This window comes from Salisaeta longa DSM 21114 (genome assembly GCF_000419585.1).
In the GTDB taxonomy this organism is placed as follows: domain Bacteria; phylum Bacteroidota; class Rhodothermia; order Rhodothermales; family Salinibacteraceae; genus Salisaeta; species Salisaeta longa.
This window is the reverse complement of sequence record NZ_ATTH01000001.1, coordinates 426,628-448,070: the sequence shown is the minus strand read 5'-3', so window position 1 is coordinate 448,070 and position 21,443 is coordinate 426,628. Positions and strand designations below refer to the sequence as shown.

The 21,443-nt window shown below is 65.0% G+C and carries 18 protein-coding genes and 1 tRNA gene; 13 read left to right on the top strand and 6 right to left on the bottom strand.

The genetic code is table 11. From position 1 onward, the window contains the following. Positions 1–3: 3 nt before the first annotated feature. Together SALLO_RS0101985 and thrA are read left to right on the top strand one after the other, a co-directional pair. Positions 4–864: a purine-nucleoside phosphorylase gene (locus SALLO_RS0101985; protein ID WP_040605708.1), complete on the top strand. Its 861-nt coding sequence runs from the start codon at positions 4–6 to the stop codon at positions 862–864. 20 nt (positions 865–884) lie between these two features. Beyond that, complete coding sequence (thrA, locus tag SALLO_RS0101980) at positions 885–3,335, top strand: bifunctional aspartate kinase/homoserine dehydrogenase I (RefSeq protein ID WP_022834652.1); 2,451 nt, start codon at positions 885–887, stop codon at positions 3,333–3,335. Positions 3,336–3,523: 188 nt separating this feature from the next. Here thrA and SALLO_RS0101970 read toward each other — a convergent pair whose 3' ends face one another. Beyond that, on the bottom strand, positions 3,524–4,813 hold the full coding sequence (locus SALLO_RS0101970; RefSeq protein ID WP_022834650.1) for a dihydroorotase: 1,290 nt from the start codon (positions 4,811–4,813) through the stop codon (positions 3,524–3,526). A gap of 231 nt (positions 4,814–5,044) precedes the next feature. On the opposite strand from SALLO_RS0101970, the gene SALLO_RS0101965 reads away from it, so the two are divergent. From SALLO_RS0101965 to SALLO_RS0101935, 7 genes are all read left to right on the top strand, one after another. Continuing rightward, a complete protein-coding gene (locus SALLO_RS0101965; protein ID WP_022834649.1) occupies positions 5,045–5,560 on the top strand; it encodes a carboxymuconolactone decarboxylase family protein in 516 nt (171 codons plus the stop codon). 225 nt (positions 5,561–5,785) lie between these two features. Further along, entirely contained in the window at positions 5,786–7,213 is a 1,428-nt protein-coding gene (locus tag SALLO_RS0101960; RefSeq protein ID WP_051141252.1) for an OmpP1/FadL family transporter, read from the top strand. Between the two features lie 53 nt (positions 7,214–7,266). Beyond that, entirely contained in the window at positions 7,267–8,619 is a 1,353-nt protein-coding gene (locus SALLO_RS14560) for an SGNH/GDSL hydrolase family protein (protein WP_022834647.1), read from the top strand. A gap of 223 nt (positions 8,620–8,842) precedes the next feature. Then, positions 8,843–9,469, top strand: a complete 627-nt coding sequence (locus SALLO_RS0101950) for a thymidine kinase (RefSeq protein WP_022834646.1) — start codon at positions 8,843–8,845, stop codon at positions 9,467–9,469. A gap of 172 nt (positions 9,470–9,641) precedes the next feature. After that, entirely contained in the window at positions 9,642–10,700 is a 1,059-nt protein-coding gene (gene recA, locus SALLO_RS0101945; RefSeq protein WP_022834645.1) for a recombinase RecA, read from the top strand. Between the two features lie 144 nt (positions 10,701–10,844). Next, positions 10,845–11,672, top strand: a complete 828-nt coding sequence (locus SALLO_RS0101940) for a purine-nucleoside phosphorylase (RefSeq protein ID WP_022834644.1) — start codon at positions 10,845–10,847, stop codon at positions 11,670–11,672. 29 nt (positions 11,673–11,701) lie between these two features. Then, on the top strand, positions 11,702–14,089 hold the full coding sequence (locus SALLO_RS0101935; RefSeq protein ID WP_028566792.1) for a S9 family peptidase: 2,388 nt from the start codon (positions 11,702–11,704) through the stop codon (positions 14,087–14,089). Positions 14,090–14,099: 10 nt separating this feature from the next. Here the strand turns inward: SALLO_RS0101935 and SALLO_RS0101930 are convergent, their stop codons facing one another. Then, complete coding sequence (locus SALLO_RS0101930) at positions 14,100–15,182, bottom strand: LptF/LptG family permease (protein WP_022834642.1); 1,083 nt, start codon at positions 15,180–15,182, stop codon at positions 14,100–14,102. A 107-nt stretch (positions 15,183–15,289) separates the two neighbouring features. On the opposite strand from SALLO_RS0101930, the gene sucC reads away from it, so the two are divergent. From sucC to SALLO_RS0101910, 4 genes are all read left to right on the top strand, one after another. Beyond that, positions 15,290–16,462 (top strand): ADP-forming succinate--CoA ligase subunit beta, encoded by a 1,173-nt coding sequence (gene sucC, locus SALLO_RS0101925; protein WP_022834641.1) that lies wholly within the window; start codon positions 15,290–15,292, stop codon positions 16,460–16,462. Between the two features lie 76 nt (positions 16,463–16,538). Then, a complete protein-coding gene (gene ispF / locus SALLO_RS0101920) occupies positions 16,539–17,030 on the top strand; it encodes a 2-C-methyl-D-erythritol 2,4-cyclodiphosphate synthase (protein ID WP_022834640.1) in 492 nt (163 codons plus the stop codon). Further along, positions 17,027–17,647, top strand: coding sequence for a DedA family protein (locus tag SALLO_RS14555; RefSeq protein ID WP_022834639.1), 621 nt, complete (start codon positions 17,027–17,029; stop codon positions 17,645–17,647). The genes ispF and SALLO_RS14555 overlap by 4 nt, the downstream gene beginning before the upstream one ends. Before the next feature lie 96 nt (positions 17,648–17,743). Continuing rightward, a tRNA-Thr gene (locus tag SALLO_RS0101910) sits at positions 17,744–17,816 on the top strand. A gap of 119 nt (positions 17,817–17,935) precedes the next feature. Here the strand turns inward: SALLO_RS0101910 and SALLO_RS0101900 are convergent. The 4 genes from SALLO_RS0101900 to SALLO_RS0101885 are packed head-to-tail and all read right to left on the bottom strand — an operon-like array spanning position 17,936 to position 21,409. Beyond that, positions 17,936–18,733 carry a hypothetical protein gene (locus tag SALLO_RS0101900; protein WP_040605707.1) on the bottom strand — a complete coding sequence of 266 codons (798 nt, stop codon included), beginning with the start codon at positions 18,731–18,733 and terminating at the stop codon, positions 17,936–17,938. 26 nt (positions 18,734–18,759) lie between these two features. Next, entirely contained in the window at positions 18,760–19,446 is a 687-nt protein-coding gene (gene ccmA, locus SALLO_RS14550) for a heme ABC exporter ATP-binding protein CcmA (protein ID WP_228702757.1), read from the bottom strand. After that, complete coding sequence (gene nosD / locus SALLO_RS14545; protein WP_022834636.1) at positions 19,416–20,768, bottom strand: nitrous oxide reductase family maturation protein NosD; 1,353 nt, start codon at positions 20,766–20,768, stop codon at positions 19,416–19,418. Before nosD ends, ccmA begins: the two co-directional genes overlap by 31 nt. A gap of 14 nt (positions 20,769–20,782) precedes the next feature. Beyond that, positions 20,783–21,409, bottom strand: coding sequence for a hypothetical protein (locus SALLO_RS0101885; RefSeq protein ID WP_022834635.1), 627 nt, complete (start codon positions 21,407–21,409; stop codon positions 20,783–20,785). Positions 21,410–21,443: the final 34 nt, after the last annotated feature.

The following is a 21,443-nucleotide window of genomic DNA, read 5'->3' as shown; positions in this document are numbered from 1 at the left end:
TTCATGAGCACTGCTTCTTTGCGCACCGCTGACGACCTCACCACCTACCGGCATCAGGTGGACGAGGCGGCTCAGTTCATCTCCGCCCGCGCCGATGCGGTCCCCTCCACGGCGCTCATCCTGGGCACAGGCCTGGGCGGCCTCGCCGACCGAATGGCCGTCACTCATACGCTGCCGTACGACGAAATTCCGCACTTCCCGGTGTCTACGGTGGATGCGCACGCCGGCCGCCTGCTGATCGGTACGCTTGACGAGACGCCGGTGGTGGCCATGCAGGGGCGCATGCACGCGTACGAGGATTATGGGCCCTGGCAGTTGGGCTTTCCGGTACGTGTGCTCGGTACGCTGGGCATCGACACACTGCTGATCTCGAACGCCGCTGGCGGCCTCAATCCGCACTTTTCGGCGTCCGACATCATGCTCATCACCGACCACATCAACTTCTTGGGTCTGAACCCGCTTACCGGGCCAAACCATGACGGATGGGGGCCGCGCTTTCCGGACATGAGCGAGCCGTACGATCCTGCGCTGCGGCGCTGCCTGCAGGATGTCGCCCTTGAACACGGCATCAAGCTGCAACAGGGCGTGTACATGGCCGCCCTCGGCCCGTCGCTGGAAACGAAGGCCGAGTACCGCTTCATGCGGCAGATGGGTGCCGATGCGGTGGGCATGAGCACGGTGCCCGAGGTGCTTGTGGCGCGCCACATGGGCATTCGTGTAGCCGCGCTTTCCGTCATTACGGACGAGTGCTTCCCCGATGCCCTGGAGCCGGTGCACATTGACGATGTGCTTGCAGCGGCCGACGCGGCCAAGCCCCAGCTCACCCGTCTCGTCACCGATGCCCTCGCGCGCATCGCGGCCTAACCTTTCAGTCCCCGCTTTCCATGACTGCACCCTCTAGCGCTGCCTGGGCTGTTTACAAGTTTGGCGGCACAAGCCTCGCAACGCCCGATCGTCTCCTCCGCGCCGCCCGCCTGGTTCACGAGGCCGGCCGCCCGATAGCCACGGTCGTTTCGGCCATGGGCGGCGTTACCGACCGGCTGCTCGACCTCGCCCAGGCAGCCCCCACGGCCGATGCGCCGCCCCTCGAACCCCTCGACGCCCTCATCGCCGACCAGCGGGCTGCCGCCACCGCCCTCCTGGACGATCCAGCGGCCGTACATGCGCAGCTGGCCACCGACCGCGACGCCATCGCCGACGTCCTCCGCACCATGCAGCACCTGCGGGCCGTTCCCCCCGCGGCCCACGCGCTCATTGGCGGCTTTGGCGAGCAGTGGAGCGCCCGGCTGCTCACCGGCGTACTGCGCGCGCAAGGCAAAACCGTGGGCCTGCTCGACGCCCGCGATGTCCTGATCGTCTCGCATGAACGCACCGGCCCCTCGGTTGACTGGGACGCCACCCGCCGCCGCTTCAACGCGTGGCGCGCTGAGCACCCATCCATCGACCACGCCGTCGTCACCGGCTTCATCGCTTCGACGCCCGCCGGCGTGCCCACCACCCTGGGGCGCAACGGCAGCGACGTATCGGCAGCGCTCTTTGGCGTGCTGTTCGATGCCCACAGCGTGACAATATGGACGGACGTGGACGGCGTGATGAGCGCCAACCCGCGGTACGTGCCCGATGCACAGCCGCTCGATGCGCTCTCCTACGACGAGGCGCTGGAACTGGCCTACTTTGGCGCCCACGTGATCCACCCGCGCACGCTGGCGCCGGTGATGGCCCACAACCTGCCGCTCATCATCCGCAACACCTTCAACCCCGAGGCGCCCGGCACCCGCATCGACGCCACCGGAACGGAAGACCGCCTTGTAAAGGGCTTTTCCACGATTGATGACGTCGCGCTGCTTACCCTTGAGGGCACCGGCATGATGGGCGTGCCTGGCACCGCGCGGCGCTTGTTCGACGCGCTGGAGGCGGCTGGCATCTCCGTCATTCTGATCTCGCAGGGCTCCAGCGAGCACTCCATTTGCTTTGCGGTGCCCACCGCCGAAGCCGACACCGCTGCGGAGGTGGCCAACGATGCGTTTTACGCGGCCATCGACCGGGGGCATGTGCAGCCGGTGCGCGTGGCGCCAGACTGCAGCATCCTTGCCGTCGTCGGGCAGCAGATGTCGGGCACGCCCGGCGTTGCGGCTACGTTCTTTAGCGCCCTCGCCCACGCCGGCGTAAACGTGCGGGCCATCGCACAGGGCGCCTCCGAGCGTAACATCAGCGCGGTGGTCGACCGCGACGCGGCCCAGCGGGCGTTGCGGGCGGCGCATGCGGGCTTCTACCTGTCGCCCCGCACCGTGTCTATTGGAATCATTGGCGCGGGCAACGTGGGCGCGGCCCTCGTGGAGCAGATACACGCCGAGCGCGAGCGGCTCTTGCGCGATCACACCATCGACCTGCGCGTGCGGGGGCTTTGCACGTCGCGGCAGATGCTGTGTGGCGCCACACACCTCGACCTCTCCACCTGGCACCACGACCTGAACGCGGCGCCCGCCACCGACCTCGATGCGTTCGTGGATCACGTCCATAGCGAGGCGTACCCGCACACCGTCCTCGTCGACTGCACCGCAAGCGGCGCTGTGGCCGATCGGTACGCCGGCTGGTTGCAACGCGGCATCCACGTGGTAACGCCCAACAAACGCGCAAGCACCGCGCCGTGGACGGACTATCTGCGCCTGCACCGGGCCCGCGAGCACCGCGCACGTTATCTCTACGAAACCACCGTGGGCGCCGGGCTGCCCATCTTGCAAACCCTGCACAACCTCATCGAAACCGGCGATCGCGTGCACCACATCGAGGGGATTCTCTCGGGCACGCTGTCGTACCTCTTCAACGCGTTCGATGGCGAACGTCCGTTCTCTGCCATCTTGCAGCAAGCAAAAGACGAAGGCTTCACCGAGCCCGATCCGCGCGACGATCTTTCCGGAATGGATGTCGCCCGCAAGGTGGTGATTTTGGCCCGCGAGATGGGCATACCGCTGGAAGTAGGCGACGTCTCGGTCGACGGCCTCGTGCCCGACGCCCTCACCGACGGTCCGGTGGAGGACTTTATGGACGCACTGCCTGCGTACGACGACGAGATGACGGACATCCTTCGCACCGCACAGGCCGAGGGCAAGGTGCTCCGCTTCGTGGGCCGCGTGGATGCGGAGGGCAACGCCTCCGTGCGCCTGCGCCGCTACGACGCCGAGCATCCGTTTGCTCGCATCAACCACACCGACAACATCGTGCGCTTCCAAACGGATCGCTACGCAACCAATCCGCTGATCGTGCAGGGCCCCGGCGCCGGGCCCCGCGTGACTGCTGCCGGCGTCTTCGCCGACATCCTACGTCTGCTACAGTAACGCCGCTAAATGGTTGTTGCAACATGAAAAGCGGCGTTGCCCGTTGCAGACAACGCCGCCTGGTGCTTTCTTGCGGTGCCGGATGGATTACTTCACCGCCAGAAGGTCGACCGATGCAATCTGGGGCGGCTGCGTCAAGAGCTCATCGGCGCGGCCCACGGCAAAGGTTGCGAGGCCCAAACAATTGGCTACGCTTCGTCGCAGATGTTGAGCGTGCCCTTGGTATACACCGCCCACGCTTTGCCCTGCATCGCGGCGCCCACGAACGGCGTGTTGCGGCTCTTGGAGCGGATGTCATCGCCTGAGAACGTCCACGACGTATCGGTGTCGAAAATGGTGAGATTGGCCGGTGCGCCTTCGTCCAGCGTGGGGGCGGGCAGGTTCAGAATGCGGCGCGGCGCCACGGTGAGCTTCCCCACCGCTTCCTCAACCGACAGGTGACCCGGTGCGATGAGCTCGCGGCCGATGAGGCCCCAGGCCGTCTCCAGCCCGATGATGCCAAACGGAGCGGCCGTAAACTCGACCTCCTTTTCGTGGGGCGCGTGGGGGGCATGATCGGTGCACAGCGCATCGATGGTGCCATCCGCGAGGCCCGCTTTTAGCGCATCCACGTCGCGGGCCGGACGCAGCGGCGGGTGCATCTTGGTGTGGGTGGAGAAGTCGCTCGATGCTACCGCCTCGTCGGTGAGCGCCAGGTGGTGGGTGCACACTTCGGCGGTGACCGGCACGCCCTCGGCTTTGGCGCGCCGCACGAGTTCTACCGAACGCGCCGTAGAGATGTGGGCCACGTGCAGGTGCCCGCCCGTGTAAGCCGCCAGCTCGATGTCGCGCGCCACCATCACATCCTCCGAAAGGCCCGGAATGCCGCCAATGCCCAGCCGCGCCGACACGGAGCCCTCGTGCATGTGGCCGTCGGGGTTGAGCGCCCGGTTTTCCATGTGGTTGATGATGGGGCGCTTGAGCGTGGCGCTGTATTCGAGCGCGCGGCGCATGAGGCCCGCGTCGTAGACGGGCGCGCCGTCGTCGCTAAAGGCCACCGCACCGCCCGCGGCCAAATCGCCCATTTCGGCAAGCGACCTTCCGGCGCGTTCCTTCGATACGGTGCCGATAGGGTGCACCGTGATGGGCGTTTCGGCGGCGCGCTGGCGCACGAACTCGACCACATCGCGCGTATGAATCGCGGGCTCGGTGTTGGGCATGCAGGCCACAGCCGTAAAGCCGCCCTTCACCGCAGCGCGCGCGCCGGTGGCGATGGTCTCTTTGTGCTCGAACCCCGGCTCGCGCAGGTGCACGTGCATGTCGAGCCAGCCGGGCGATACCAGCCGGCCGGTGGCGTCATACGTCGGCACATCGGACGCCGCTACGTCTGTACCCACAGACGCAATGTTTCCATCACGAATGAGGATGTCGGCCGTGCGCACCGTGCCCGCTACCGGATCGAGCACGCGGCCATTCTGAATCAGCAAATCGGGCGTCATGGGGCAATCAGGCAGATCGGAAGGAGGGCTTTGCTTTTTTTGCAACGTACGTCTCGCGGGCGTTGGATGCGAGCCCTTTGCGTTCTTTTGATCTCACGGCCCGCCCGGCTCCAGGCGCGCCTGATGGCTTTGCTGACAAAACCGTTACATTGCGTGTTGTAACGCACGGTGGGGTGGGCCTACAAACAGGGCGTAATCAAGCGCGATACTTTTTAGCAATCCCCAACGTTTATGTCAACCACCGTATCCAACGCCGCCCAAGAGGTTCGCAGCGCCGCGAAAGACGCCATGGGCTTCGTGCCCAACCTCATCACCGAGATGACGGAGCACAACCCGGCCGTTGGCGCCACCTACTTGCAGGCCAACGGCGCCATCGACGACGGCGTGCTCGCGGGCCCCGAGCAACAGGCCGTCATCCTTGCAATTTCCAGCTACAACGACTGCCACTACTGCACGAAAGCGCATGCCGCGGCCGGCAAAGCCGCCGGACTTGACGCTGCGACCATCGCAACCATTAACGAAGGCGGGCTGCCCGAAGATGAGCGCCTGCGCCGCCTCGTGCAAGCCACTCGGCGGATTATGGGCAAGCGCGGATGGCTCTCGTCGAACGATCTCGACGAACTGTCGGCCCAGGACATTTCCAAGGCGGAGATCTATGAGATCGTGACGCTGCTGGGCATCAAGACGATCAGCAACTACGTCAACCACATTGCCCAAACGCCGGTAGACGACGCGTTTCAGCAGTAGGCGTGCTGCAGTACGCGGGCATCGGAGGGCCATCCCTCCCAAACGGAGGCCCCTATTTCGGGGCCTTCTTTTTTGCAAAACAGAAGCGCCACACGCTGGAGCGCGCTGATTGGAAGCGCTTCGTTTTCATTTGCAATTTGTTAACACCGTTAATAACCTGTGGACTGCATGGGCGCAGCGGCTGCGCCTTTCACTGCTTTCCGTTCACTGGTCCCCAAGGTACGCATGTCCAATCGAACTCGCTCGCGGCTTTCGGCCGTGGCCCGCCTGGTTGTTGCGGGCTTTCTCCTTAGCACGCTGGCATCTGGTGGTCTCTGGCAGGCCGCACACGCGCAGGGTTTTTCCGTCTATGAACAAGGCACCTGCACGATGGCCCGCGCCGGCGCCGGTGTCGCCAACACCTGCAACGACGGCAGCGCCATCTTCTACAACCCCGCCGGGCTGGCCGGTACGGAGGGCCTGACCGTGAGCCTGGGCGCTACGCTCATTGCCGCGCAGGGCGACTTTACAAGCGACTACACCCAGAACACGTACGAGCTGCAGAATCAGCCGATTCCGGCGCCGCACCTGTATCTCACCTACGGCATCAATGAGAAATTGGGCGTGGGCCTGGGCGTGTACGTGCCGTACGGCCTGGAAACCGAGTGGGACCCGCAGACCTTTCCGGGCGCGTTTGAGAGCTACAACGCGGCGGTTCAGAGCATTTACATCCAGCCCACCGCGGCCTACGAGCTTATTGACGGGCTCCGGATTGGCGCGGGCCCCATTGTAGCGATTGGGAGCGTGGAGCTGAAGCAGCGGCTCGATCTTGCCCAGCAGGACGTGGCACCCGGCGTTACCTTCGGGCAACTCGGCATCCCGTTCCACACCGCCTTTGCCGATGCCCAGCTGGAGGCCACCGGCGCCACCGGCTACGGTGCCCACGTGGGCCTCACGTACGACATTACCGACCGGGTGACGATTGGCGCGCGGTACCTCTCGCAAATTGAGCTTGACTACGACGGTACGGCCAACTTCTCGCAGGTTCAAACAGGATTGGTGATTCCGGCCGATGTGCCCGGTACACCGTTACAAGCCGGTACGCCGGTGGACGCCGTGGTAGCCGGTCAGTTTTCTGGCAGCGGAGACCTTACCAAGCAGAACGTGCAAACCGCCATCACGATGCCCGCGCAAGTCGTGGCCGGCCTCAGCGTCGACGTAACGGAAAAGCTCACCGTAATGGCCGACTACCACTGGACGGAATGGTCGAGCTTCGACCAGCTGATCCTGCGCTTTGAGAAGCTGGGCACCGAGGTGCGCAATGAGAACTACAGCAATACCAATGCCTTCCGGTTTGGCGCGAGCTACGACGTAAACGAGCAATTTACCGTCCGTGGCGGCTACCTCTACAACGAAGCAGCAGCGCCCGATGGCCAGGTGACGCCGCTGCTGCCCGAGGCCGATCGGCACCACCTCACGGCCGGCTTGGGCTGGCGGCCCCTCGACCTGCTGGACGTCAGCGTGTCGTACCAGTACCTGGGCCAGCAGGATCGTCGCGGACGCATCCGCGGCCCGCTGCCGGGTGAATCCGTTGAAGACCTCGCCTCGCTCAATAGCGGGCTGTACAACTTCAGCGCGCACCTGATTGGCACGACGTTCACCCTGCACTTCTAACCGCGCGCTGCCCCCTGCACCCTCCTGCTCCTTTGTTTATAGCTGCACGACCCATGACCATCTTTCGACGTCTTTCGCTTGGCGCCTTGGCGCTCCTCCTGGCCGGCACCGTTGCCCTCAGCGGCTGCGACGGAGGCGAACTCCTACCGCCCGATCCGCGCGGCGGCGACCTCTTCAGTCGCTACGTCTCGCTGGGCAACTCCATCACCGCGGGCTTTCAGTCCAACGGAATCAACATCAACACGCAGCGGGAGGCCTACCCGGTGCTCGTCGCCCAACAGATGGGCACAGAATTTAACCTGCCGGAGCTCGCGCTCCCCGGCTGCCCGCCCCCGCTCACCAATGCGCTCACCGGCGCCGTAGTGGGCGGCGACCCAACGGTGCAGTGCGCCTTGCGCCGCCCCCCGATCCCCACGACGCTGAACAACGTGGCCGTGCCGGGCGCCAATGTTGCAAGCCTCACCACCAACAGCCCTAATGAGGGCGCAGCAACCAACGCGCTCACGCAGTTCGTCTTGGGCGGACGCACGCAGGCCGAGGCCGCGCTGGATGTGGAGCCGACGTTTGCAACGGTATGGATTGGAAACAATGATGTGCTGAACGGAGCCATCGTAGGAACCGACGCGGCTCCTGTGGTGACGTCGTTCGATGCGTTCCAGGACCGCTACACGGCAGCGATCAACACGCTCAAGCAGGCCGAGCGTTTGCGCGGGGCGGTGCTGTTTGGCGTGGCCGACCCAACCATCATCCCGTACCTGTCGCCCGGCGTGTCGTACTTTGGCGCCGAGCAGCAAATCAATCAGTTTGGCGCGGCGACCTATCCCACGTGGGGCAGCTTCGATGTGGCCAACAGCTGCGCCCCGCAGGCGGCCGGCGGCGTGGGCGACCAGATACTCGTGCCCTTCCGCTACGGCTTTCAGGGGCTGTTTTTGGCGGCGGCTCAGGGGGCATCGGTAACGCTCGACTGCGCCAACGATGCGCCGCTCGCCCAGCGCTATCCGCAGCTCTTTGCCGACGGTCCGCTTGCAGCGTATTCGCTCCTCACCGGGCTTGAGATTCAAACGCTTCGTACCCGCGTGGCGCAGTTCAACGGCTTCATTCAGCAGCAAGCGCAGGCGAACGGATGGGCGTACCTCAGCCCCAACCCCGACCTGCGCGCGCTGTACGCTGTGGGCACCAACACGCCGACAGACCCGACCGATGACGTGATTCCGAAGTTTCCGAACATCACGGATCCCGCCAACCTGTTTGGGCCGTACTTTAGCCTCGACGGCATTCACCCGAGCGGTGCCACGCACCAGCTCATCGCGCAGCGGTTGATCCAAACGATCAATGCGCAGTACCCCAACCAGAGCAGCATTCCGGACCTGAGTGGCGCCATTCCGGCGGTCCTGTCGGGGCAATAGACGCCCGGCTGGATTTTATCGCACAACGGTTGAAGCGGGCGCGGCCTTCGAGCGGCGCCCGCTTTTTCTTGGGGCGTGTAGCTTTTTCGGGCGTATGGATGGTCGCGGCCGGCGCCCGCGAGCGAGCCACCGGCGCTGCATCTTCGCTAAAATCCATTGGCAATCGACCGCGCCACGCGTTTAGTTAATGATGCCGTGATCTTCTGCATGAGTCTTTTTGCGCATGGAACCGCATATCGTGGACCGCACCCGCGCCGCTGGATGGATTGAAGTCATCTGTGGCTCGATGTTTAGTGGAAAAACCGAGGAGCTCATCCGCCGCCTGCGCCGCGCGCGCTTCGCCCGTCAGCAAATTTGCGCCTTCAAACCGGCAATGGACACCCGCTACAGCGACGAGGCGGCCGTCTCGCACGACGAAAACGCAATCGCCGCCGTATCCGTCGCATCGGCTGCCGAAATTCCCGACCGCGTAGACGGCGCCGACGTGGTGGGCATCGACGAAGCGCAGTTCTTCGACGACGCGCTGCTGGCCGTCTGCCAGACGCTCGCCGAAGACGGCGCCCGCGTGATTGTGGCGGGCCTGGATATGGACTACCGCGGGCAGCCGTTCGAGCCCGTCCCCCAGCTCATGGCCGTCGCCGAGCACGTCACCAAGCTCCACGCCGTATGCATGCAATGCGGTGCCCCCGCCAACCACTCGCAGCGCCTGGTTACCGACGGCGAGCGCGTGCTTTTGGGGGCCACCGAGGCCTACGAACCGCGCTGCCGGGGCTGCTTCAGCCCGCCGTCGGCCGCCTCGGCAGCCGCCGCCGAAGCCCCCGTCGAAGCGTCGTCATCTGCCGCCGAATAATTACTGTGCAAACAATGTGCATGCTCGAACCAACGCCACCGGTGCAGCGTTGATAGCGGGCAACGGCGAAGGCAAAGCAGGCGCCCGCACACTTTATGTTTTGCGCCGGGCTGTGTCTATTTACCAGCGGAGGACACCGCGGCAACGGGCTTTTATCTAACAAACGAATGTTATGGCAAACGACAACGGATCGGAAAAAGGCAAAGCGTTGAATCTGGCGATGAAGCAGATTCAGCGAGAGCACGGCAAGGGCGCGATCATGCGGATGGGCGAGCAGCCCGACCGTGACATCAAATCCATTTCATCGGGCTCGCTTACGCTGGACGCTGCGCTTGGCATTGGCGGCATCCCGCGCGGGCGCATCATCGAGATTTACGGGCCGGAGTCTTCGGGCAAAACGACCCTGGCCATTCATGTGATGGCCGAAGCGCAAAAAGCTGGCGGCTCGGTGGCGTTCATTGACGCGGAGCACGCCTTCGACCCGAACTATGCCGAAGCGCTGGGCGTGAACATCGACGACCTGCTCATCTCGCAGCCCGACACCGGCGAGCAGGCCCTCAACATTTGCGATACCCTCGTGCGCAGCGGCGCGCTGGACGTCATCGTGATCGACTCGGTGGCCGCGCTGGTCCCACAGGCCGAGCTCGAAGGCGACATGGGCGACACCCACGTGGGCCTGCAGGCCCGCCTGATGAGCCAGGCGCTGCGCAAGCTGGCCGGCACCATCAACCGCACCAAAACCGCGCTCATCTTCATCAACCAGATCCGCATGAAGATCGGCGTGATGTTTGGAAACCCCGAAACGACCTCGGGCGGACGCGCGCTGCGATTCTACTCATCGGTGCGCATGGACATTCGCCGCATCGGCGCGGTGAAGGACGGCTCGGACGTGGTGGGCAACCGCACCCGCGTAAAGGTGAAAAAGAACAAGGTTGCGCCGCCGTTTAAAGAGGCGGAGTTCGACATCATTTACGGCGAGGGCATTTCTTCGCTCGGCGAAATCATCGACCTGGGCACCGAGTTCGACATCATCGAGAAGCGCGGCTCGTGGTACTCGTACGATGACGACACCATCGCGCAGGGCCGCGAAGCCACGAAGGAGTGGCTGGCCGAACACGACGAGGAACGCGAGGCCATCCGCACGGCGATTCGCCGGGAGCTTGGCGTTGCAGGCGCCGAGCCCGAAGAAGATACGGAAGAGGAAGCGGAAGCCGAAGCGGAGGAAGCGTAGAGCGCTGTGAAGCAAGTCCTGTACCGACACAGCGTACCGTGTCGGCACGGTGCGCCGTATCGGTACGGGTGGTGTCTGGATCACGCGATGCCGCAACGGGTGTGAACACATCGTTCGCTCGTTTCGCACGCAACGTCTCCGTTCATGGAAGCTACCGCCCTTACCGACGCCGTTGATGCCGTACGCGCCCGCACCGACCAAACGCCCACCCTTGCGCTCGTCTTGGGCTCTGGGCTGGGCGACCTGGCCGATGCCGCCGACGATGCCGTGCGCATTCCAGCGTCAGCGATTCCGCACTATCCCGAGTCGACGGTTGCCGGACATCACGGACAGTTGGTGCTGGGGCAGCTGGATGGCGTGCCGGTGGTGTTCATTCAGGGGCGGGTGCATTTCTACGAGGGCTATCCGGTGACGCGCCTCACCTTTCCGGTGCGGCTGGTGCACGCGCTGGGGGCCGAGCGGCTGCTGGTGACCAACTCGGCCGGCGGCATCAACCGGCAGTTCGATCCGGGGACGCTGATGTTCATCACCGACCACATCAACTTTGCTTTTGCGAACCCGCTCGCGGGCCGCGTGCCGGGGCCGCGCACGCCGCGGCATGAGGGCGCCCTGCATCGCCCCTACTACGACGCCGCGTGGACCCGCCGCGCCGAGGCGAAGGCGCGCGCGATTGGACTGGACACAAAGCGCGGCACTTACATCTGGACGACCGGTCCGAGCTACGAGACGCCCGCTGAGATCCGTGCGTTTGCACGGCTGGGGGCCGACGCGGTGGGCATGAGCACCGTGCCCGAGGTGATTCAGGCGCAACGCCTGGGCATGCGCGTGCTGGGCGTCTCAACCATCACCAACCCCGCCGCCGGCATTGGTGCCGAGCCGCTCGACCACGACGACGTGCTACAGGTCGGCCAACAGGTGCGTGCCGACTTGCGGCGCCTGGTTCGGGCCATTGTGGGCACCGTGGACGCGTAACCCTTCCTCCCGTTTTCCCCTATTTGCTTATGCTTCGCCGTTGTTTGCTGCTTGCCGTGTGGCTTGGATGCCTCACGGGGGCCGCGCACGCCCAATCGTCGTCGCTCTCCGTCCAACAGATTATGCAGCGCCCGGCCGCGTGGGTGGGCGACTGGCCCGAAAACATCCGCTGGCACGAGAGCGGCGCCGCCCTGTACTTCGATTGGAATCCGAACGGGCAATTTCCGAGCGACTCGCTCTACAAGGTGCCGCGCGGCGGCGGAGAACCGGTGCGGGTGGGCGCAGGCGAGCGCCGCGCGATTCCGTTCTTTGACGGCTGGAAGCATGGCACGCATACCTACACGGCCGATTTTCGCTACAAGGTGTACGCCGATGCGGGCGACCTGTACGTGTACGACCGGCAGCGCGACGCGGTGCAGCGCCTGACGCAGACGCGGGCGGAAGAGCGCGCGCCCCGGTTTAGCCTCGACGGCACGCGCGTTCTCTTTCGGCGCGGCGACAACCTGTTTGCCCTCTCGCGCACCTCGGGCCTCATCGTGCAACGCACCGACCTGCGGGACGGCGACGCCCCCAAGAAGCCAGCGCCCACGCCCCGCGAACAGTTCTTGCGAGAACAACAAACCGCGCTGTTCGAGTCGATCCGCACGGCACAACAAAACGAGCGTCAGAACAAAGCGGCTGAGCGACGCGAGGCCCGCGCCGACGACCCGCCGCCCACATTTTACACGAGCGGCCGCTCCATCCAGCAGCTGCAGCTGGCCCCCGGCGGCCGGTTTGTGACCTTCGCCGCCGTAAAAGACGGTCCCGACGGCACGACCCAAATGATTGACTACGTGACCGAGACGGGCTTTGCAGAGCCGCTGGAAGCCCGCCCCAAGGTGGGCCACGGCCCCGATGCCTTTACGCTGTACGTGCAAGACCTGCAGCGCGACACCACCTACGTGGTGAACCTGCACCAACTGCCCGGCGCGTACGATGTGCTGCCGTATCGCGCAGACGACGTGTCGGCCGATTCCCTGAAGCGCACGTTGGTGGCCTTCGGCCCGCTGTGGAGCGGCGATGGCGCCCACGCGGTGTTGGAAGTGCGCGCCCGTGACAACAAAGACCGCTGGATTGTGGCGCTCGATGCCGCCACTGGCGAGCTCACCGTGCTGGACCGGCAGCACGACGCGGCATGGATCGCGGGCCCCGGCATCTCGTGGTGGGGCGGCGCCTCGACCATGGGCTGGTTGCCCGACAACGAACGGATCTTCTTCCAGAGCGAAGCCAGCGGCTACAGCCACCTCTACACCGTAAACGTGGAAACCGGCACGAAGCGCCAGCTCACGAGCGGTGCCTTCGAGGTGTTTGACCCGCGCCTGTCGCAAGACGGCCAAACGTGGTACTTTGCCAGCAACGAGGCGTCGCCGTACGAGCGCCATCTGTACCGCATGCCCGTCGATGGCGGACCGCGCACGCGCCTTACCCAGAAGACCGGCATGTACTACGGCGCGCTCTCGCCCACGGGCGACCGGTGGGGCCTGCTGTATGAAGTGACCAACCGTCCGCCCGAGGTGTACCTGAAGGACAACGCGGCCCGCGCGTCGGCCGCGCGCATCACGCAGTCGCCCACGGAGCAGTGGCTCGCCTACGACTGGCGCAGGCCCGCGATCATCCGCTTTGAAGCCTCCGACGGCGTGCAAGTGCCCGCGCAAATCTTTCGCCCGGACTCGTCGAACGGCGCGGCTGTGCTGTTTGTGCACGGCGCCGGCTACCTGCAGAACGTGCTGCGGGGCTGGACGCATTACTTCCGTGAGTACATGTTTCACAACCTGCTCACGGACCTGGGCTACACCGTCATGAACGTCGATTACCGCGGATCGGCGGGCTACGGGCGCGACTGGCGCACGGCCATCTACCGGCACATGGGCGGCCGCGACCTGCAGGACTACGTGGATGCGCAGCGCTACCTTCAAGAGACCGCGGGCATCGGGCCGGAGCGCACCTTCATCTACGGCGGCTCGTATGGCGGCTTCCTGACGCTGATGGCCCTGTTTACCGAGGCCGATCACTTTGGCGGCGGCGCGGCCCTACGCTCCGTGACCGACTGGGCACACTACAACCACCCGTACACGGCCAACATTCTGAACACGCCCCAAACTGACTCGCTGGCCTACGCGCGCTCGTCGCCCATCTACTTTGCGGACGGGCTCAGCGACCCGCTGCTCATGGCGCACGGCCTCGTGGATACCAACGTGCAGCCGCAAGACATCTTTCGGCTGAGCCAGCGCCTGATCGAGCTGCAGAAACGCGACTGGGAGCTGGCCATCTACCCGGAGGAGGCGCACGGCTTCGAGGATCCGGATGCCTGGACAGACGAGTACCGGCGCATTCTGGAGCTCATCCGCCGGAGCGTAGGCCCTGCGGCACAGCGCTAACCGGCGCGGGCTACGTTCGGGTGCGGGCGATAACCACAACCGCCACCACGGCAAAGACGACGTGCGGCAGCCAGGCCACCAGCACCGGCGGCGCGGCCCCGGTGTAGCCCAGCGGGGCCGAGAGCTTCTGCACCGCCAGGTACACAAACGCAACCAGGAGTCCGATGCCAAACTGCACCGCCTGCCCGCCGCGGCGGCGGACCGAGGCGAGCGGCACGCCCAAAAGCACCAGAATGAGGTTGGCCCACGGATAGGCAAACTTGGTGTAGTAGGCGACCAGCGAGCGCCCCAGGTTGCTGACGCCCGCCCGGCGCATGGCGGCCAGGTAATCGCGGGCCGCGGGGAGGGTCATGGCCTCCACTTTGTTCGCCGAGCGCGCCAGATCCCGCGGGTAAATGGTGAGCGTCGTATCCACCGACCCCAGCTCGGTGCGCGTGATGGCGCCCCCGGCAAACGTGCGCCGTACGGTGCGCTCAAACCGCCAGCGACGGGTCGAGTCGACCCACACCATGCGCGATGCATCGAGGCGCGCCACCATGCGCGTGCTGTCGGCAAAGCGCTGCAGCGACACCTCGTAGCCCACCGAGTCGCTGGTGTTGTAGTATCCCACGCTCAAGATGCTGTGCGGACCGTTCTGCCGGTGCACCTCGCTGCTTCCGCTCCCGGCCCGCTCGGGGTGCAGGTACTCATCTTCGTAGCGCACCACCGTCTCGTTGGCGCGTGGCACCACCCAGCCGTTAAACGCAAACATGCCCACCGACAGGACGAGGCCCACCGCCGCGTACGGCATCATGAGGCGATACAGCGACACGCCGGTGGTTTGCAGCGCAATCAGTTGCAGCTCCTGCGCCAGGGTGCTCGTAACGTAGATGGTGGCCAGAAAGATGGCGAGCGGCGAGATGAGCCGCACGATCTCCGGAATGTAGCTCGGGTAGAACACCCCAAACACCTCGCCGACCGTGGCCCCGCCATCCAAGAAATCGTCGCTGTACTCCACCCAGTGCAGGACAATAAAAAACAGCACCAGCGCGCCTACAAATAGCAGGAAGGTTTTGATGAGGCGCGCTGCAGTATGGCGATCAAAGGTAGTCACAGACCGGGCTTTGCAAAATATGTAATGACTTTTGCTGCGGGGTAGATACTCTTCCCGTGCCTCTGTACTTTGAGGTCAAACAACTGTTCATCCAAGGCCCGACGTTCATGAAAGTCCACGAGTACCAAGCGAAAGACATTCTCCGTTCGTACGGCGTACCCATTCCCGGCGGCGTGGTCGCCGAGACGGTTGACGAAGCCGTTGCTGCTGCCGAGGAGCTTAAGGAAGACGGCGCCTCGCTCTTTGTCGTAAAGGCGCAAATTCACGCGGGCGGCCGCGGAAAGGGCGGCGGCGTAAAGCTTGCCGAGTCGGTGGATGAGGTGCGCACGCATGCCAGCGACATCCTAGGCATGCAGCTCGTCACGCACCAAACCGGCCCCGAAGGCCAGAAGGTGCGCAAGATCCTTGTGACCGATGGCGTTGACATCGCGCAGGAGTACTATGTGGGCGTGACGCTCGACCGCGCCAAGAGCATGAACGTGATCATGGTCTCTAGCGAAGGCGGCGTAGAAATTGAAACCGTTGCCGAGGAGAACCCGGACGCCATCCACAAAGCGTGGATAGACCCGACGCTAGGGCTGCGGCCGTTTCAGGCACGCAAGCTGGCCTTCGGGCTGGGTTTGGAGGGCGATGCCTTCAAGCAGTGCGTGCGCTTTATCATGGCCCTGTACGAGGCCTTTGAAGAGACCGACAGCACCATTGCCGAGATCAACCCGATGGTGCGCACGCCCGACGGCGACATTGTGGCCGTCGATGCGAAGGTCAATCTCGACGACAACGCGCTCTTCCGTCACAAAGACCTCGCCGACCTGCGCGACATCCACGAGGAAGACCCCACCGAGGTAGAGGCCAGCGAGCACGGCCTCAGCTACATCAAGCTCGACGGCAATGTGGGCTGCATGGTGAACGGCGCCGGCCTGGCCATGGCCACGATGGACATTATCAAGCTCTCGGGCGGCGAGCCGGCCAACTTTCTGGATGTGGGCGGCACGGCCAACGCCGAAACCGTCGAGGAAGCCTTCCGCATCATCCTGAAAGATGAGAACGTGGAGGCAATCCTCGTCAACATCTTCGGCGGCATTGTGCGCTGCGACCGCGTGGCGAAGGGCGTCATTGAGGCCGCGAAGAACATCGACATTCACGTGCCGCTCATCGTGCGCTTGCAAGGCACCAATGCCGAGGAGGCCAAGGAGCTGCTGGAGGCCAGCGACGTCGAAATTGAATCGGCGGTGCTGCTGAAGGAAGCCGCCGACAAGGTGGAAGCGGCACTGACTGCGTAACGGCAGCGTGGAGTCATTCGCAGGCGGGCGGCCGAGGGGCGGCCCGCCGTTTGTGCATCACAGACCTCTTGAGCGCATGCGGGTAGGGTTTGGATACGACGTCCACCGCCTCGTGGAAGGCCGCCGGCTCATTCTGGGCGGCGTCACCATCCCCTTCGAGAAGGGCCTCGACGGCCACTCGGATGCCGACGTGCTGCTGCATGCCATCGCCGATGCCCTGTTGGGCGCGGCCGCGTTGGGCGACATCGGCGCGCACTTCCCCGACACCGACGCAGCCTGGAAAGGGGCCGACAGCACCGTCCTCCTGGCCCGCGTGGGTACGTCTGTACACGCGCAGGGCTACGCGATTGGAAATATCGACGCAACCGTGGTGCTAGAGCGTCCCAAGCTGCGCCCGTACATCTATGCCATGCGGCAAATCATTGCACGCACGCTAGCCCTGAACGTCACGCAGGTGTCCGTTAAGGCCACCACAAGTGAAGGCATGGGCTTCGTGGGCACCGGCGAAGGCGCCGCGGCCTACGCGACGTGCGCGCTCCATCCAACCGAAACGCCCGAGGCCGCATGATTGAATGGGTTGGCAACTTTTTCGAGTGGATGGAGCTGCTGGCGCCTGCATGGGCGTACGCGGTGCTGCTCCTTGTGGCCTACGGCGAAAACGTTGTGCCGCCCATTCCCGGCGACCTCGTGGTCGTGTTTGGGGGCTATCTCGCGGGCATCGGACGCCTCAATCTCTTGGTTGTTATCGTTTTGGCTACGGCGGGCGGCGCGGCCGGCTTCATGACGATGTACGCCATCGGCCGGCGCTTTGGGGCCGCGGCCCTAGACCCCGACCGGATGCGCTGGCTCCCGTCGGAGGGGCTCGAACGCGCCCAGCAGTGGATGGACCGCTACGGCTTTGGCGTGGTGCTGGCCAACCGGTTTCTCTCCGGTGCGCGCTCCGTGATTTCGCTTACGGTGGGCGCCGCGCAGATGGACGCCACGCGCACGGCCATTTACTGCACGATCAGCGCCGCGGTGTGGATAAGCATCATCACGTATGCCGGCTACGCGGTAGGGGAAAACTGGCGCATCATTGGCGAATACCTCCGGGCGTATGGACGCGTCGTGCTGGTGGTGCTCTTTCTGGTGGGCCTGGCATGGCTCGGGCAGAAATACCTCCGGGCATCGGACGATACCGCCTGAAGCCCCTGTGAATGCGGAACCTCCCCGGCGCCCTTCGGTCGACAGCACCACGACCTACAGGCAGAGCCAGCACATGCTGTATGCTGCCATCCACACGCTGACGTAGCTCAACTGGTAGAGCAGCTCACTTGTAATGAGCAGGTTAGCGGTTCAAGTCCGCTCGTCAGCTCCGCTGATTCGCAAACGCCGGTGCTCCTTGTGGGCATCGGCGTTTTTGTTGTCGATCGTCGCCCGCGGCTCCTGCCGGCGGCCGTCGACGTGCCGCATGGGGCGTCAGACATAGCCTAGTTACGGTTGGGTGCTTGTGCGCACCGCGTAGGCCAACAGCCCGCCGGCCCACAGCAGCGTGAGGAGCACCACCCACGCCGGCAGGCCTGCGATGACCGCCGGCATCCAGCTTGGTGCCCCCGCAACCGAGAACGGCACGCCCTCTAGCCCAAACAACCCGGTCAGGCGCACCGCATCGATCGGATTGATGAGCAGCACCGCCATCCACAGGGCCGGCCACTGCTGCGCCGCCTCGGTGCCCGCCAGGAGCAGTGCCGCCCCGTCGTAGAGGCCAAACGCCGCAAACCAACACAAGAGCGCGCCCATCAAACCACGCGCCCGCGACTGCGCCGCATAGCCCACCGCGAGGCCCGCGCTCACGCTCACCAGGGCGAGCGCTGACCCCAGCCCCCACAGCATGGCTCCTGCAGCGAGCGATACCCCACGCCCCCAGCCCACACCTACCACCAGCCCAATGCTCGCCACGAGCAGCAGACTCAGCACGGCGGCCTTGCCCAGCACAAACCACCGCGGCGGGACCGGTTGCGTGTGCAGTAGGGGGCGCTCGGCCGCCGTGTCCTGGGCGCTACTTACACCCGCCAGCACGCCAAACAGCGGCACGGCATACAGAAGCAGCGTGAACAAGCCATACGCGACGGCCGCGGGACGCCCGGCGGTTGCAGCTACGCCCAGGCCGCCCGCTAGCAGCACAAGCGCCACCGCGTGCAGGTACCGGTTGTGGCGCGCGGTAAACACCTCGCGGCGCACCACGGCGCGTAGGGCCGCTCGATGGGTCGGCGGATGAGAAAGCGTAGGCATACGATCGTGAGAGCCAGAGCAAATGATTACGAGCGGGCGGCCGACGCGGACGCTTCCACCGGCGCGATGTGTCCGTTGGCGCACCGGAGGCGACGATCCACCACCGGCGCCCACACCTCCGTCAGGTGCGTGCTGAGGAGCACAGCCGCGCCGGCATCGGTGCGTGCCCGCAGCCACTCCATCAGCCAGGCGCGCCACGTGGGGTCGAGGCTCAACCCGGGTTCGTCGAGGAGGAGCACCGGCACCGCCGCCAAGCCCAGCACCGCCAGTCCCAAGCGTTGCCGCATGCCGCCCGAGAGGGCGCCGCAGGGGCGGTCGGCCGCAGATTGGAGTTCGACACGTGCCAGCGCCTCGTGCGCACGCTCTACGGATACGCCGCGGAGGGCCGCATAAAACCGGAGCACGCGGCGGGGCGTCAGGGCCTCGTGAAACTGCACGTTTTGCGGCAAATAGCCGAGCCGCTGCAGGGCCTCGGCACGGCGCGCCTGCACATCGAGGCCCTCAACGTGCACCGTGCCCGCATCGGGCCGCACGAGGCCCGCGCAGCAGCGCAGGGTCGTCGTCTTACCCGTGCCGTTGGCGCCTTCCAGCGCCACCAGCGTGCCAGGCGCCACGGTGAGCGACGCCCCATCGAGCACCGGGGTCGCCCCAAACGCCTTTGTCAGTCCCGTCACTTCAAGCATCATGCCCCGTTGCGTAGCGAAAGAATCCATCGGTAGCCGCCCCACCCAACCAGCACCCCAGCGCCCAGCAGGCCCACGGCCCAGCCCGGCCAGCCGCCGCCCGCCTGGGCGCCCGGCGCGTACATCAGCGGGTGCGGATCGACGATTGTGGGCACCGACGCCAGCGGCACACGCTGAACGACGCGCTCCGCAAGCGCAAGGCCCGGACTCCCGGCCAGCACGCCAACGAGCGGAAAATCGGCCCGGGCCACCGCCATCAGATCGACGGTGCGGTGCGGCCACTCGCTCACGCCGTCGCCGGTGAGGTCCAGCAATCCCGTAGGGCCCCAGTAGTTGCCACGGCCGCCAATGTGCCACGTGTTGGCCCCCTGGGTGCCCGCGAGCGCCGCGGTGTGCAGGTTGCCCTCCACCACATTTCCGCTGAAACGATTGCCCATCGAGCTGCCCGTAAGCCGCACGCCCGTGTAGTTGCGCGCCACTACGTTCCCTTCAAAGCGGCTGTTGCTCGTGTTTTCCAGATATACCCCAAACGTGTTGCCGATCAGGCGATTGTCGGTAAACGTGGACGCCTCCAGCGACTGCACGAGGAGTCCGTAGCCGCCCTGCGACCGGTTGTTACGGAAGGTGTTGTGGCGCGCCGTCACCTCCGATGAGTACATCAATGCCGACCCCGACACGTTGCCATAAAAAACGTTGTGCGCAAACGTGTTGTGGTCGGAGTACATGTAGTGCAGGCCGTAGCGCACGTGATGCACGGTGTTGCGCAGCACCTGCGAGCGGTCGGCAAACGAGAAGTAGATGCCGTCGCGGGTATGCCGAATCCGGTTGCCGGCGATGCGGTTGTGGGTCGACTTCCACAGGTGGATGCCGTTGCCCCGCTGCGCCAGCGCGCGCGTTTTTTGGCCGGTAATGCGGTTGTTTTGGATGTACGCATGCCCGACGCCCTTCACGTAGATGCCGTGCAGCACATCGCGCAGCACGTTGTCGCGCACGGTAGCGCGCGGCGCGCGAACCATGACGCCGGCATGATCTTGGTTGAGTTGCTTCCCCGACCGGCGAATGACAAACCCTTGCACCGTCACATGCGGCGCGTTGATCGTGACGACGTGCGTCGCTCCGTTGCCGCTGAGCACCGGCCGGCCCCGCCCGATGAGAACGAGCGGCGTGTCAATCGAAAACGGCCCGGGATGGATGCCGCCGCGCACCACCACCGTATCGCCGGGCGCAGCAGCGGCCAGGCGTTGCGCTAGCGTCTGCCCCGCGGCCGGCGCGGCCAGACCGGCGACCGCCAGCCCCAGAACAACGCAGCGCGCCGCCTGCCAAAGCCTCTGAAAGCGTAGTCGTGTGACCATCGTGCGAAGGGGGCTTAAGCCTCGGATGTATGCGCGGGCCGCGACAGCCACATGGCGCCTACAAAGCAAACAATCGCCAGCAACAGCAACGCCGAGCCCTCGCGCGGAAAGCTGTACTGCGTGAAGTTGGCAATCTGGTTTTTGCCGATGAGCGCCGGCATAAACGGGTCAATGTCGACTGGTGCCCTCGGATCGAGGGTGTGCGAATACGTGTACAGCCGGTAGTAGAACCGGTACATGGAAAATGCGCCAAAGTACACAAACAGCACAGTCAAATCCACCACGGCGCTCACTTTGGCAAATACCGCCGCCCGTAGGGCCAGCAAGACAAACACCCCCAGCGCAAACGGAATCCACTGCATCTCGGTAAAGTCAGATTCCTGGATGGCCTGCATCCCAATGTAGTGGTTCAGGCCGTTGATCTCGGTGATGTCTTGCCCCTCGTTGCCGCCCACCAGCTTGTGGCTGTAGATGTACATGTCGAGGCCCTCTTGGTACTGCGGGGCCACGAGGTGAATCTGCCAGAGCGGAAGCACGATAGCGCCCGCGATGAGAAGCGCCCCCGCCATCAGGAGGAGGCGCCCCGTGCCGGTTACGCGGCGATCGAGAACGTCGGGAAGAGACTGCGGGAAAAGGCGCATAGCACACACGTCATCAGGAGGTAAGCACAGCGAC